This is a genomic window from Actinomycetospora callitridis (assembly GCF_028737265.1).
Classification (GTDB): domain Bacteria; phylum Actinomycetota; class Actinomycetes; order Mycobacteriales; family Pseudonocardiaceae; genus Actinomycetospora; species Actinomycetospora callitridis.
The window spans coordinates 233,131-246,077 of record NZ_JAQZAK010000003.1; the positions used below are offsets into that span (position 1 = coordinate 233,131).

The following is a 12,947-nucleotide window of genomic DNA, read 5'->3' on the forward strand; positions in this document are numbered from 1 at the left end:
CGGATGCTCTCAGCTCTCGCCGCGTCGCGCGCGGAGCTTTCCGAGCGCCTCGTCGAGCAGGGCCTCGCCGTCGGCGTCGGAGCGACGCTCCTTCACGTACGCCAGGTGCGTCTTGTAGGGCTCGGTGCGCTTCGCCGGCGGGGGGTTCTTCTCGTCGGTGTTGGCCGGCAGGCCGCAGCGCGGGCAGTCCCAGCTGGCGGGGATCTCCGCGTCGACCGCGAACGACGGACGGGTCTCGTGCCCGTTCGAGCACCAGAAGGAGATCACGGTGCGGGCCGCGCTCTCCCCGCGCTCGGACTCGCCCATGGGACCCGAACCCACCCGGGTGCCTCGGATCGCGTTGCCAGTCGCCATCGCCGGAGTACCTCCGCGTCCAGGGGCGGCCCGGCCTCGACCGGGGCCGCCCGTCAGCCTTCGATCTTGACGAGCAGCCCCGTACCGACGATGGAGATCAGCCAGATGGCACCCACGAAGAGGGTGAGGCGGTCGAGGTTCTTCTCCACGACGCTCGACCCGGCGAGGCTGGACTGCACCCCGCCGCCGAACAGCGACGACAGCCCGCCTCCGCGTCCGCGGTGCAGCAGCACCAGCAGCACCAGCAGCAGGCTGGACGCGATGAGCAGGATGTCGAGGAACAGTCGCATGTCGGTGTCCGTGACCTCCGGGTGCCGACCCCGTCCGGGGCCGGACGGGGCTCTGACCGTCCCCGACGTGCGGGATCGGTGCCTGGGGAGGACGATACCCCGCCCTCGTGACGACTCCGTCATGACCCTGCGGCGAAATCGGCTCAGGGCAGGGGGCCACCCGCGGCGAGCGCGCAGAGCTCCGCGAAGCCCTCGGGGTCGAGGCTGGCGCCGCCGACGAGGGCGCCGTCGACGTCGTCGGACTTCACGAGCTCGGCGACGTTGTTCGACTTCACCGAGCCGCCGTAGAGGATCCGGACGCCGTCGGCGACGGTCGCGCCGTGCACCTCGCGGATCCGCTCGCGCAGGGCGTGGCACACCTCCTGGGCGTCCGACACGCCGGCCGTCTTGCCGGTGCCGATGGCCCAGACCGGCTCGTAGGCCAGCACGATCTTCGCGACGTCGGCGGCCGTGAGGCCGTCGAGCGCCCCGTCGAGCTGACCGGTGCAGTGCGGCACGTGGGTGCCCGCGTCGCGGACCTCCTCGCCCTCCCCCAGGCACAGGATCGGGGTGAGGCCGTGCCGCAGGGCCGCGCGGACCTTGCGGTTGACGAGCGCGTCGTCCTCGCCGTGGATCGTGCGCCGCTCGGAGTGCCCGACGACCACCCACGTGCAGCCGAGCTTGGCCAGCATCGCGCCGGAGACGTCACCGGTGAACGCACCGGAGTCCTCGGGCGAGAGGTCCTGGCCGCCGTAGGTGATCGGCATCGAGTCGGCGTCGACGAGGGTCTGCACGCTGCGCAGGTCGGTGAACGGCGGGAGCACCGCCACGTCGACGGCGTCGTAGTACTTGCCGGGCAGGGCGAAGGCGAGCTTCTGGGTGACGCCGATGGCCTCGAGGTGGTTGAGGTTCATCTTCCAGTTGCCCGCGATGAGCGGCTTGCGGCTCACGCGGAGCCCTCCTCCAGGACGGCGATACCGGGCAGGACGTGACCCTCGAGGAACTCGAGCGACGCGCCACCCCCGGTGGAGATGTGGCCGAAGCGCTCCTCGTCGAGGCCCGCGGCGCGGATCGCGGAGGCGGAGTCGCCGCCCCCGATGACGCTGAAGGCCGGCGAGTCCGCGACGGCCTCGGCGACGCCGGTGGTGCCCGCCGCGAACGGCGCCATCTCGAACACGCCCATCGGACCGTTCCAGAACACCGTGGCGGCGTCGGCGAGCTTCTCGCCGAACAGGCGGACGGTCTCGCTCCCGACGTCGAGGCCCATCCAGCCGTCGGGGATCTCCGACACCGGCACCGTGCGGGTGTTCGCGTCGGCCGCGAAGGCGTCGGCGACGATGACGTCGACCGGCAGGACGAGCGTGTCGGGGTACTGCGCGAGCAGGTCCCGGCAGGTGTCGAGCTGGTCGGACTCCAGCTTGGAGTCGCCCACGTCCTTGCCCTCGGCGGCGAGGAACGTGAAGCACATCGCCCCGCCGACCAGCAGCGTGTCGACCTTCGGCAGCAGGTTGGTCAGCACCGCGAGCTTGTCGGAGACCTTCGAGCCGCCGAGGATCACCGCGTACGGCCGGGCCGGGTCACCGGTCAGCCGCCGCAGCACCTCGGTCTCGCGGGCGACGAGGTCGCCGCCGTAGGCCGGGAGCTTGCGCGCGATCTCGACCACCGAGGCCTGCTCGCGGTGCACGACACCGAAGCCGTCGGAGACGAAAGCGCTCGGCCGCGAAGGATCCTGGCTGGGCACGAGCTCCGCGAGCTCCGTCGCCAGCTGCTCGCGCTCGCCCTCGGTGCCCGTCTCGCGCGGGTCGCAGCGCACGTTCGCGAGCAGCGCCACGCCGCCGGAGCGCAGACCCTCGGCCACGCCCTGGGCGGACTGGCCCACCACGTCCTCGGCCAGCGAGACCCGCTGGTCGAGCAGCTGACCCAGCCGCGCGGCGACCGGCGTCAGCGTCGATCTCGGGTCGCGCCCCGGCGGCTCGCCGCCCTTCGGGCGCCCGAGGTGGGCCATGATCAGGACCTTGGCCCCGGCGCCCGCGAGGCGCGTGATCGTCGGCAGGGCCGCACGGATGCGGCCGTCGTCGGTGATGGAGTAGCCGTCGAGGGGCACGTTGAAGTCCGCGCGCAGCAGGACGAACCGGTCCTGCACCCCGTCGGCGATCAGGTCGTCGACCGTGCGCATCAGAGCTTGGAGCCGACGAGCGTGGTCAGGTCGACGACGCGGTTGGAGTAGCCCCACTCGTTGTCGTACCAACCGACGATCTTCACGCTGCGGTTGCCGAGCACCTTGGTCATGCCGGCGTCGAAGGTGCACGACGCGGCCTCGCCGACGATGTCGGTGGAGACGATCGGGTCCTCGGTGTAGACGAGGACGCCCTTCAGCTCGCCCTCGGCCGCCTCCTTGAACGCGGCGTTGACCGCCTCGACGGTGACGTCGCTGGTCAGCGTGGCCGTCAGATCGGTGACCGAGCCGTCGCTGACCGGCACGCGGTAGGCCATGCCGGTGACCTTGCCCTCGAGCGCGGGCAGCGCCAGCGCCGTGGCCTCGGCCGCGCCGCTGGTGGTCGGGATGATGTTCACGGCGGCGGCGCGGGCGCGGCGCAGGTCCTTGTGCGGCGCGTCGTGCACGCGCTGGTCGCCGGTGTAGGCGTGGATCGTCGACATGAAGCCGGTCTCGACGCCGAACTTGTCGTTGAGCACCTTGAGCATCGGCGCGACGCAGTTCGTGGTGCACGAGGCGTTGGACAGGATGTTCTGGCTGCCGTCGTAGGACGCGTCGTTGATGCCCATGACCACGGTCAGGTCCTCGCCCTTGGCGGGCGCGGAGATGACGACCTTCTTGGCGCCGGCCTTGAGGTGCTTCCCGGCCGAGTCGGCGTCGGTGAAGATCCCGGAGGACTCGATGACGACGTCGACGCCGAGGTCGCCCCACGGCAGCGCGGCCGGGTCCTTCTCGGCGTAGGCCTTCACCTCGGTGCCGTTGACGATCAACGCGTCGTCGGAGTACTCGACGGTGCCGTCGAAGCGGCCGTGCACCGAGTCGTAGCGCAGCAGGTGCGCCAGCGTCTTGTTGTCGGTGATGTCGTTGACCGCGAGCACCTCGATGTCGGCGGTGCCCGCCGCCCGCTGCTTCTCCAGGGCACGGAACACGTTCCGTCCGATGCGACCGAACCCGTTGATCCCGATGCGGATCGTCACTGCGCCTCGCCCTACCTCTCGTGAGTCGGCCGTTCCCCCGGTTCCCCGTGGGGGTGCCACCCTAACGAACGCGGACCCGCTGTCCTGGTCGCGCGAACGACGTCACGCGCCCGGTCAGTGGTCCGCCAGCTCCGCCATCTCCTCGGTGACCACCGAGGACGTGTCGGGCACGCGCATGTCCTTGGCCTTCTTGTCGGCCATGGCCAGGAGACGCCGTATGCGCCCGGCCACCGCGTCCTTGGTCATCGGCGGCTCCGCCAGCTGGCCGAGCTCCTCCAGCGAGGCCTGCTCGTGCTCGACGCGCAGGCGCCCGGCCTGCACCAGGTGGTCGGGCACCTCGTCGCCGAGCAGCTCCAGCGCCCGGTTGACGCGCGCCGTCGCCGTCACGGCCGCCTTCACCGAGCGCCGCAGGTTGGCGTCGTCGAAGTTCGCGAGCCGGTTCGCGGTCGCGCGCACCTCGCGGCGCATCCGGCGCTCCTCCCACGCCAGCACCGAGGTGTGGGCGCCGAGGCGGGTCAGCAGCGCGCCGATGGCGTCGCCGTCGCGGACCACGACGCGGTCGGCGCCGCGGACCTCGCGGGCCTTGGCGACGACGCCCAGCCTGCGGGCGGCGCCGACCAGCGCCATCGCGGCCTCCATGCCCGGGCACGTGATCTCCAGGGCGGACGAGCGACCGGGCTCGGTGAGCGACCCGTGGGCGAGGAACGCCCCGCGCCACGCGGCCTCGGCGTCGCACACGCCCCCGGAGACGACCTGGGGCGGCAGCCCGCGCACGGGGCGGCCGCGCGGGTCGAGGAGCCCGGTCTGGCGGGCCAGCGAGTCGCCGTCGGCGGCGACGCGCACGACGTAGCGGGTGCCCTTGCGCAGTCCGCCCTGGGAGAGCACGTGGACCTCGGGGCTGTGCCCGTAGAGGTCGTGGATCTCCCCGCGCAGGCGGCGGGCGCCGGAGCCGGTGTCGAGCTCGGCCTCGACGACGACGCGGCCGGCGACGATGTGCAGCCCGCCGCCGAAGCGCAGCAGGGCGGCCACCTCGGCGCGCCGGCAGCACGTCTTGGTCACCGCGAGCCTGCTGAGTTCGTCCTTGACCGCTGCGGTCATGGCCACCTTCGGTCCTCCTCCTGGTGGGGGCGGGCGGGGTCGGCACCGGGCGCGACGTCGGCAGGGCTGCCGTCCGTCCCGCCGGACCGGGCCGGGCCCGGGGGGTCGCGATGATCGACCCGGTGGTGGGCGGCGTCGGCGAGAGCCTTGGCCAGCGCCTCGGGGTGGTGCCGGGGACTGCCGTCGGGCGCGCCGACGGAGGTGAGGAGGGTGTCCGCGCCGAAGGCCTCGGCACCGCGGCGCAGCAGGTCGGGCGCGGGGACGGCGTCGGTGTCGGCCACCACGACGTCCAGGCGCAGGCGCGGCGCGTGCGCGGCGAGCACCTCGAGGTGCTGCTCGGGCGAGAACCCGGCGGTCTCGCCCGGTTGCGGGGCGAGGTTGAGGACGAGGACCTTGCGGGCCTCGCTCTCGACCAGGGCGTTGAGCAGCTCGGGGACGAGCAGGTGGGGCAGCACGCTCGAGAACCACGAGCCCGGCCCCAGGGTGATGACGTCCGCGGAGCGCAGGGCGTCGCACGCCTCCGGGCACGCCCGCGGACGGCGCGGGTCGAGCCGCACGTGCTGCACCCGCCCGGGCGTGGTGGCGACGGCGACCTGCCCGCGGATCCGGTGGGCGACGTCGCGGCCCTGGTCGCCGCCCTCGGGGCCGAAGATGCCGGTGACGTCGGCCTCGATGTCCACCGGCTGCGTGCTCATCGGCAGCACCCGCCCCGACACCCCGAGCAGGCGGCACGCCTGGTCGAGGGCGGCCACCGGGTCGTCGAGGACCTCCAGCAGGCCGGCGAGCAGCAGGTTGCCGACAGCGTGGCCGGCGAGCGCCCCGTGCCCGCCGTAGCGGTGCTCGAAGACCCGCTGCCAGAGCGTGTTCTCGGGGCCGGGGTTCTCCTGGCCGGCCAGCGCACCGAGCGCCATGCGCAGGTCGCCCAGCGGCAGGATGTCCAGCTCGCGGCGGATCCGCCCGGACGAGCCGCCGTCGTCGGCGACCACCACGACGGCCGTGATGTCGTCGGTCAGCCGGCGCAGCGCCGTGAGCGTCGCGTGCAGCCCGTGGCCCCCTCCGAGGGCGACGGCCTTCACTCGCGCCCCACGTCGCGGTGCGACACCGTGACCCGCACGCCGTCCTGGCCGGCCATGCGCCGCGCGAGCTCCTCGGCGATCGCGACGCTGCGGTGCTTGCCGCCGGTGCAGCCCACCGCGACGGTGAGGTAGCGCTTGCCCTCGCGCCGGTAGCCGGCGCCGACGAGGCGCAGAAGCTCCAGGTAGCGGTCGAGGAACTCCTCGGCGCCCTCCTGCGAGAGCACGTAGTCGCGGACCTCGGCCTCGCGCCCGTCGTGCTCGCGCAGCTCGGGGATCCAGTGCGGGTTGGGCAGGAAGCGCATGTCGACGACGAGGTCGGCGTCCGGCGGCAGCCCGTGCTTGTAGCCGAACGACACCACGGTGACGCTGTGCCCGACGTCAGCGGCGTGGTCGCCGAACGCGCTCTCGATGGCCGCGCGCAGCTGGTGCACCGAGCGGTTCGAGGTGTCGACGACGAGGTCGGCCAGGTCGTGCAGAGGCGAGAGCAGCTCGCGCTCCGCGGCGATCCCGTCGGAGATGCGGCCGCCGCCCTGCAGCGGGTGCGAGCGGCGGTTGGCCTCGAACCGGCGGATCAGCACGGCGTCCGACGCGTCGAGGAACAGCACGCGCGGCCGGTCGCCGCGCGCGTCCAGCTCCTTGATCACCGCACCGAGGTCGGCGGTGAACGCGCGGCTGCGCACGTCCATCACCACGGCGATGCGCGTGACCTGCCCCGACGAGCGGGTGCCCAGGTCCACCATCGTCTCGATCAGCTCCGGCGGGAGGTTGTCGACGACGAACCAGCCGAGGTCCTCGAGCACCTTGGCCGCGGTGCTGCGGCCCGCCCCGGACAGGCCGGAGACGATCGCGACCTCGATCCCGCCGGTGCGCACCGGTACCTCCGTGCGCCCGGTCATGTCGTTCCCCCGTCCGTCAGCGCCGACAGGATGGCCTCGGCGGTGCGGCGGCCGACGCCGGGCACCTCCATGACGTCCTCGACCGACGCGGCCCGCAGTTTCTTGACCGACCCGAAGTGCTTGAGCACCGCGGTGCGCCGGGCCTCGCCGAGCCCGGGCACCCCGTCCAGCGCGGACGCCGTCATCCGCGACGAGCGCTTCTGGCGGTGGTAGGTGATGGCGAAGCGGTGCGCCTCGTCGCGCACGCGCTGGAGCAGGTAGAGCGCCTCGCTCTGGCGGGGCAGGATCGCCGGGTCCTCCTCGCCGGGCAGCCAGACCTCCTCGAGGCGCTTGGCCAGCCCGACCACGGCGACGTCGGTGACACCGAGGTCGCCCAGGACCTCGGCGGCCGCGGCGACCTGCGGGGCGCCACCGTCGACCACCAGCAGGTTCGGCGGGTACGCGAACCTCCGCGGCCGGCCCGTCGTCGGGTCGATGCCGGGTAGCGGCCCGTCGAGCTGTTCGGGCGCGATCTCCCCGGACGCCGGCGCACCATCGCTGGTCTCGCCCGAGCACGCCGTGTCGGTGGGGTCGGGGGCCTCCTCGGCGGTCTCACGGAGGTAGCGGGAGAACCGGCGCCGGACCACCTCGGCGATCGCCGCGACGTCACCGCCCTCCGCGCCGCCGCGGATCGAGTAGCGCCGGTAGTCGGCCTTCTTCGCCAGCCCGTCCTCGAAGACCACGAGGCTCGCGACGACGTCGGAGCCCTGGACGTGCGAGACGTCGGTGCACTCGATGCGCAGCGGGGCGGTGTCGAGGCCGAGCTGCTCCTGGAGCTCCTCGAGCGCCGCGCTGCGGGCCGTGAGGTCGCCGGCGCGGCGGAGCTTGTGGCGGGTCAGCTCCTCGCGGGCGTTGCGCTCGACGGTCTCGGCGAGGGTGCGCTTGTCGCCGCGCTGGGCGACGCGCAGCGACACCCGCGAGCCGCGCAGGTCGGAGAGCCACTGGGTCAGGGCCGGCGCGTCGGCGGGCATCGCCGGGACGAGCACCTCGCGCGGCACCGGCTGGACGGCGTCGTCGGCGGAGCCCGCGAGCGCGGCCTGCTCGCCGTAGAACTGCGCGAGGAACTGCCCGACCAGGCTCTCGAGGTCGCTGTCCGCCTCGGTCTCGACCACCCAGCCGCGCTGGCCCCGGACCCGCCCACCGCGGACGTGGAAGACCTGGACCGCGGCCTCGAGCTCGTCGGTGGCGAAGGCGACGACGTCGGCGTCGGTGCCGTCGCCGAGCACCACCGCCTGCTTCTCGACGACCCGCTTCAGCGCCCCGGCGTCGTCGCGCAGCCGCGCGGCCTTCTCGAAGTCCATGTCGGCCGCGGCGACCTGCATGTCCTTCTCGATGCGGCCGATCAGCTGGTCGGTGTGGCCGGCGAGGAAGTCGCAGAAGTCGAGGACGATCTGCCGGTGCTCCTCGGCGTCGACGCGTCCGACGCACGGCGCCGAGCACTTGTCGATGTAGCCGAGCATGCACGGGCGCCCGATCTGGCCGTGACGCTTGAACACCCCGCTCGAGCACACCCGCGCCGGGAACACCCGCGTCAGGAGCTTCACCGTCTCGCGGATCGCCCACGCGTGGGCGTACGGGCCGAAGTACCGGACGCCCTTCTTGCGGGGCCCCCGATAGACCCGGAGCTGCGGGTACTCCTCGTTCAGCGTCACCGCGAGCACCGGGTAGGTCTTGTCGTCGCGGTAGCGGACGTTGAACCGCGGGTCGTATTCCTTGATCCAGTTGTACTCGAGCTGGAGGGCCTCGACCTCGGTGTGCACCACCGTCCACTGGACGGCCGCGGCGGTGGTGACCATCCGGCGCGTCCGGGGGTGCAGCCCCGCCACGTCGGCGAAGTAGGAGTTGAGCCGGCTGCGCAGGTTCTTGGCCTTGCCGACGTAGATGACTCGCCCGTTCTCGTCCGAGAACCGGTACACGCCGGGCGCTTCCGGGATGGTCCCGGTGGCGGGTCGGTACGTCTGCGGGTCGGCCATGATGGCACCAGCGTAGGCGCGTCCGTCCGGAGCTTCGGCGTGCACCCAGATGGGTGGAATCGGCGTGTCGCACGGTGTGTCGCGGCGTGTCGCGCTGGCGCCGCGCCGTGAGCGCCTCACCGCCGCCCTGCGCGCCTCCGCCGCTCGAGCGCCTCGCGCCCCGCCCGCGCGACCGTCAGGTCGCCGGCACGTCGGTGCAGCTCGTTGCTCATCGCGGCGACCCACCGCGCCACCACGAGCAGCTCCTCGTCCGAGAACCGCGCCTGCCGGGCCTGCACGTCGTCGAGCAACGCCTGCCACGACAGGTGGTCCCTCGGCGCGACCAGATGGCCCACCACGACCTTGCGACGGTTGTCGGGGTCGCGCCACCGCGCCACCCGGCCCGCCTCCTCGAGCCCGTCGACGACCGCGGTCGCCGCGCCCGGACTGAGCCCGAGCCGCTCGGCGAGCGCCGTCATCGGCATCCCCCGTGGCGTGTCGACGATCTGCAGGCACGCCAGCTCGACCTCCCGGAGACCCAGGCGCCTCGCCATCTCGTGGTGGTGGCGTCGCAGGGCGACCGCGAGGTCGTCGACCAGGGCCGTCGCCACCCACGTCCGATCGTCCACCCGGCCTCCCCCGCTCCGACGGTGACGCTACGAGGGAGGGCGGTCGGGCGGGGGTGGGTTCGGGGAAGTCGATCCTTCTGGCGACGGGACGGCGGGCCGACTCGGTCCCTCTGACGACGATTCGGAAATCGAAGCGTCCGTGGGACCTCTTGCGCGGGCCGGAGCGGCGTCCTACGGCCCGCCGCGTTCCCTCTCGGTCGGACCCACGGCCCGCCGGGTCAGGCGCGGACGAGCGCCGCGCCCTCGGCCATCGCCCGCAACTTCATCTCCGCCACCTGCGCGCCGACGCGGCCGAAGCCGACGAAGGTGCCGAAGCCGCAGTCGGTGCTCGCGATGACGCGGTCGGGGCCCACGACGCCGGCCACGCGCTCGAGGCGCTGGGCGATGAGGCGGGGGTGCTCGACGATGTTGTTGAGGGTGTCGACGACGCCGGGCAGCAGGACCTTGTCGTCGGGGATGCCGAGCGAGGAGAGCACCTCCCACTCGTGCTCGTGGCGGGGGTTGGCCGCCTCGAACGAGATCATGGTCGGGCGCCCGGCGAGCACGGGCGGGAGCAGCTCCGCGAGCGGGGCGTCGAGGTGGTGCGGGCCCTCGTAGTTGCCCCAGCACATGTGCAGTCGCACCCGCGAACCGTCGATCCCCTCGAGCGCGCGGTCGATGGCGGCCATGTGGCGCTCGGCGAACTCCACGAGCCCTCGGCGACGGACCTCGTCGCGGCACCAGAACTCGGTGTGCGCGGCCATCGGGATGTCCGGGCAGTCGAGCTGGAGGAGCAGGCCGGCGTCGACGATCGCCCGGTACTCCTGCGCCATCGCGTCGGCGAGCGCGTCGAGGTAGCTGTCGTAGTCGGGATAGTGCAGGTTCGGGCTGCCGGTCGCGATGCAGCCGGGCGAGGCGGCCGGGATGAATGCTCCCCCGTCGGCCGTGTGGCCGGTCTTGTCCAGCGCGAGGCGCAGGGTGTCGATGTCGCGCTGCACGGCGGCGGCGCCGACGTAGCTCACGGGGCCCTCGCAGTTCGCCGGCATGATGTGCGCGCCGGCCTCCCCGCCGTACTGCGCGATCGCCAGCTCGGGGGTCGCCTCGAGGTCGTCGATGCTCCACGGCGGCGCCTGGCCCCCGAAGCCGTCGAGGCGCTCGCGGACGTAGTTGACGAAGCCGGGCTTGCCCATCTCGCCGTCGGAGACGACGTGGATCCCCGCGCCGTGCTGCATCGCCACGACGTCGTGGACGGCGTCGGTGATCGCGGCCTCGAGCTCGGAGGCGTCGCCCTTGCCCTCCTGGTGCAGGTACATCAGTCGGGTCAGGGTCTCGGGCCGGGGCAGGCTGCCGACATGGGTGGTCCGCACGGTCATCGCGTGGTTCCTCTCTGGGGGTCAGGGAGTCGTGGCCTGCGTGAAGGTGTCCGGGCTGAAGCCCTCGAGCGCGGCGATCTTGGTGAGCACCGTGAGCCGGTCCGGGCGCGGGATGCTCGGGTCGAGCTGCTGGTAGACGTTGAGCACGTTCTGCGCGAGGCGGCCGTGCTCGGGGAGGTCGGCGAACTTCCCGAGCTCGATCGAGGCGATCGCGTCGTCGACGTCCATACCGTCCTCGAACCGCCGGCGCGCCTGGGCCTCCACCGACACCAGGTACTCCCGCATCACCGAGACCTCGGGCTTGCCGCTGACCGGACCGTGGCCGGGGACGATCGTGTCCACCTCGAGGTCGAGGATGAGGTCGAGCGCGGCGATCCAGCGGTCGATCGGGCCCGCCCAGGCGATCGGGGTGCCGCCGACGAACAGGATGTCGCCGGCGTAGAGCAGCCGGGCGTCCAGCACGTGGACGAGCGCGTCGCCGGGCGTGTGCGCGGGACCGACCTGGATCAGCCGCACCTCGCGGCCGCCGACGTCGACGCTCTCCTCGCCGGTGAACGTCCGGTCCGGTCCCGTCGCGGTGATGCCCTCGAGCTCGAAGGGCCCGAAGATGTGCCGGGCGAACTCGCCCAGCGCGCCGTCCAGGTGCTTGACCTTCGCGACGGTGTCGAGGGCCTCCTGCGTCATCAGCTCGGCGGCCGCGGCGGAGGCGAGGATCTCGACGTCCCGCGAGCCGACGAGCTCGTTGCCGTTGACGTGGTCGGGGTCCGAGTGGGTGTTCACCAGCGTCCCGAGGGGGTGGGCGTCGGTGACGGGCCGGATCCCGTCGAGCATCTCCCGGGTCAGCGGGAGGTCGAACAGCGTGTCGACCATCAGCGAGGTGCCCGACCCGGTGATCAGGCCGGAGTTGCTCCAGCCCCAGCTGCCGTCGGGCTGCAACCAGGCGTGGCAGCCCCGACCGAGGTCGTGGAGTCCCCTGCGGTAGTCCTGGGTGCTCATGCTGGTCGTCCTCTCGGGGGTGCTCTCGCGGGTCAGAAGCCGGTGCGCAGGCGCGTGACCGGCGGGGCGGGGCGGACGACCTGGCGGGTCTCCCCCAGCGCCTCCGACGCCAGGGAGACGACGTCGCCCGGCTGCAGCCAGCCCGTGAACGCGGCGGGGTCGGGGGTGTCGACGTGCTCGAGCAGGCACCCGCCGGGCACGGTGCCGGAACCGATCACGTCGCCGGGCCGCAGGTCGGTGCCGCGCGACAGGAACGCGAGCAGCTCGCCGAAGCTCCAGTCCATGCCGGCCAGGGAGCCCTTGGCGATCCGGCGGTCGTTGACCGTCGCCGTGACCTCGAACGTGAACCCCTGCTCCCCGCGGTGGGGCTCGAGCTCGTCCACCGTGACGAGCGCGGGCCCGAGGGTGATCGCGCTGTCCTTGGCCTTGCCCATCCCGATGCCCTGGGCCATGTCGCGCATCTGGTGGTCGCGCGCGGTCCAGTCGTTGAAGAACGTGTAGCCGACGATGTGGCCCTCGGCGGCGTCCGGGTGCAGGTCACGCCCGCCGCGACCGATCACCGCGCCGATCTCGAGCTCCAGGTCGAAGAGCCCGGAGCCGGGGGCGATCGGGACGTCGTCGTACGGACCGACCACCGCCGCGGGGTTGCCGAAGTAGAACGCGGGCGTCTCGGTCCACACCGGCGCGAGGTCGATGGGCCGGCCGAGCGCGCGGTAGCAGCCGCGCAGGTGCTCCAGGAAGCACAGGCCGTCGCGCACGGAGGGCGGCCGCGGGATCGGGGCGAGCAGCCGCACGTCGTCGAGCGCCCGGACCTCGGCCGGGTCGCTCCGCGCCGTGGCGCCGGCCTCGGCGAGCCGCTCGCCGTCGTCACCCAGGAGTCCCAGGAGCGTCGTGCCGGCCGCGAGACCGCGGACCGTGTCGCCGTCCAGGAGCCCGGCCCGCTCGCCGTCCCCCGCGTCGTAGGTCACCCATCGCACGCCCGATCGCCTCCTCGCGATGCCAGGACGAAACTGGACCCAGGTCCAGCTTCCTGGTGCAACGTAGGTCACACTCATGGGCGGAGACAAGACCCGGGTCCAGCTTCGTCGGGCGAC

At 73.1% G+C, this 12,947-nt stretch carries 13 protein-coding genes; all 13 read right to left on the bottom strand.

The genetic code is table 11. The features are described 5' to 3' along the window. Positions 1–9: 9 nt before the first annotated feature. On the bottom strand, positions 10–354 hold the full coding sequence (locus PH191_RS12500) for an RNA polymerase-binding protein RbpA (protein WP_274194926.1): 345 nt from the start codon (positions 352–354) through the stop codon (positions 10–12). A 53-nt stretch (positions 355–407) separates the two neighbouring features. Then, a complete protein-coding gene (secG, locus tag PH191_RS12505) occupies positions 408–644 on the bottom strand; it encodes a preprotein translocase subunit SecG (protein WP_274186696.1) in 237 nt (78 codons plus the stop codon). A gap of 143 nt (positions 645–787) precedes the next feature. Next, entirely contained in the window at positions 788–1,573 is a 786-nt protein-coding gene (gene tpiA, locus PH191_RS12510) for a triose-phosphate isomerase (RefSeq protein ID WP_274194927.1), read from the bottom strand. Continuing rightward, positions 1,570–2,799, bottom strand: a complete 1,230-nt coding sequence (locus PH191_RS12515) for a phosphoglycerate kinase (RefSeq protein ID WP_274194928.1) — start codon at positions 2,797–2,799, stop codon at positions 1,570–1,572. Before PH191_RS12515 ends, tpiA begins: the two co-directional genes overlap by 4 nt. Next, a complete protein-coding gene (gap, locus tag PH191_RS12520; RefSeq protein WP_274194929.1) occupies positions 2,799–3,815 on the bottom strand; it encodes a type I glyceraldehyde-3-phosphate dehydrogenase in 1,017 nt (338 codons plus the stop codon). Before gap ends, PH191_RS12515 begins: the two co-directional genes overlap by 1 nt. A gap of 114 nt (positions 3,816–3,929) precedes the next feature. Then, positions 3,930–4,919: a DNA-binding protein WhiA gene (gene whiA, locus PH191_RS12525; RefSeq protein ID WP_274194930.1), complete on the bottom strand. Its 990-nt coding sequence runs from the start codon at positions 4,917–4,919 to the stop codon at positions 3,930–3,932. Then, complete coding sequence (locus tag PH191_RS12530; RefSeq protein WP_274194931.1) at positions 4,910–5,989, bottom strand: gluconeogenesis factor YvcK family protein; 1,080 nt, start codon at positions 5,987–5,989, stop codon at positions 4,910–4,912. The genes whiA and PH191_RS12530 overlap by 10 nt, the downstream gene beginning before the upstream one ends. Next, positions 5,986–6,885, bottom strand: coding sequence for an RNase adapter RapZ (gene rapZ, locus PH191_RS12535; RefSeq protein ID WP_274194932.1), 900 nt, complete (start codon positions 6,883–6,885; stop codon positions 5,986–5,988). Before rapZ ends, PH191_RS12530 begins: the two co-directional genes overlap by 4 nt. Then, the gene (gene uvrC / locus PH191_RS12540) at positions 6,882–8,897 is read right to left on the bottom strand and encodes an excinuclease ABC subunit UvrC (RefSeq protein ID WP_274194933.1); all 2,016 of its coding nucleotides are present in this window, start codon (positions 8,895–8,897) and stop codon (positions 6,882–6,884) included. Before uvrC ends, rapZ begins: the two co-directional genes overlap by 4 nt. Positions 8,898–9,013: 116 nt before the next feature. Continuing rightward, entirely contained in the window at positions 9,014–9,505 is a 492-nt protein-coding gene (locus PH191_RS12545; protein WP_274194934.1) for a MarR family transcriptional regulator, read from the bottom strand. Between the two features lie 218 nt (positions 9,506–9,723). Next, positions 9,724–10,857 (bottom strand): cobalamin-independent methionine synthase II family protein, encoded by a 1,134-nt coding sequence (locus tag PH191_RS12550; RefSeq protein WP_274194935.1) that lies wholly within the window; start codon positions 10,855–10,857, stop codon positions 9,724–9,726. Positions 10,858–10,878: 21 nt separating this feature from the next. After that, a complete protein-coding gene (locus tag PH191_RS12555) occupies positions 10,879–11,853 on the bottom strand; it encodes an MBL fold metallo-hydrolase (RefSeq protein ID WP_274194936.1) in 975 nt (324 codons plus the stop codon). Between the two features lie 32 nt (positions 11,854–11,885). Next, positions 11,886–12,830, bottom strand: coding sequence for a fumarylacetoacetate hydrolase family protein (locus tag PH191_RS12560; RefSeq protein ID WP_274194937.1), 945 nt, complete (start codon positions 12,828–12,830; stop codon positions 11,886–11,888). Positions 12,831–12,947 lie beyond the last annotated feature (117 nt).

Excerpts from the sequence above, each read along its gene's own strand:
- uvrC (WP_274194933.1), bottom strand. The coding sequence starts at position 8,897 with ATGGCCGACCCGCAGACGTACCGACCCGCCACCGGGACCATCCCGGAA.
- rapZ (WP_274194932.1), bottom strand. The coding sequence starts at position 6,885 with ATGACCGGGCGCACGGAGGTACCGGTGCGCACCGGCGGGATCGAGGTC.
- PH191_RS12550 (WP_274194935.1), bottom strand. The coding sequence starts at position 10,857 with ATGACCGTGCGGACCACCCATGTCGGCAGCCTGCCCCGGCCCGAGACC.
- PH191_RS12515 (WP_274194928.1), bottom strand. The coding sequence starts at position 2,799 with ATGCGCACGGTCGACGACCTGATCGCCGACGGGGTGCAGGACCGGTTC.
- PH191_RS12500 (WP_274194926.1), bottom strand. The coding sequence starts at position 354 with ATGGCGACTGGCAACGCGATCCGAGGCACCCGGGTGGGTTCGGGTCCC.
- secG (WP_274186696.1), bottom strand. The coding sequence starts at position 644 with ATGCGACTGTTCCTCGACATCCTGCTCATCGCGTCCAGCCTGCTGCTG.
- PH191_RS12555 (WP_274194936.1), bottom strand. The coding sequence starts at position 11,853 with ATGAGCACCCAGGACTACCGCAGGGGACTCCACGACCTCGGTCGGGGC.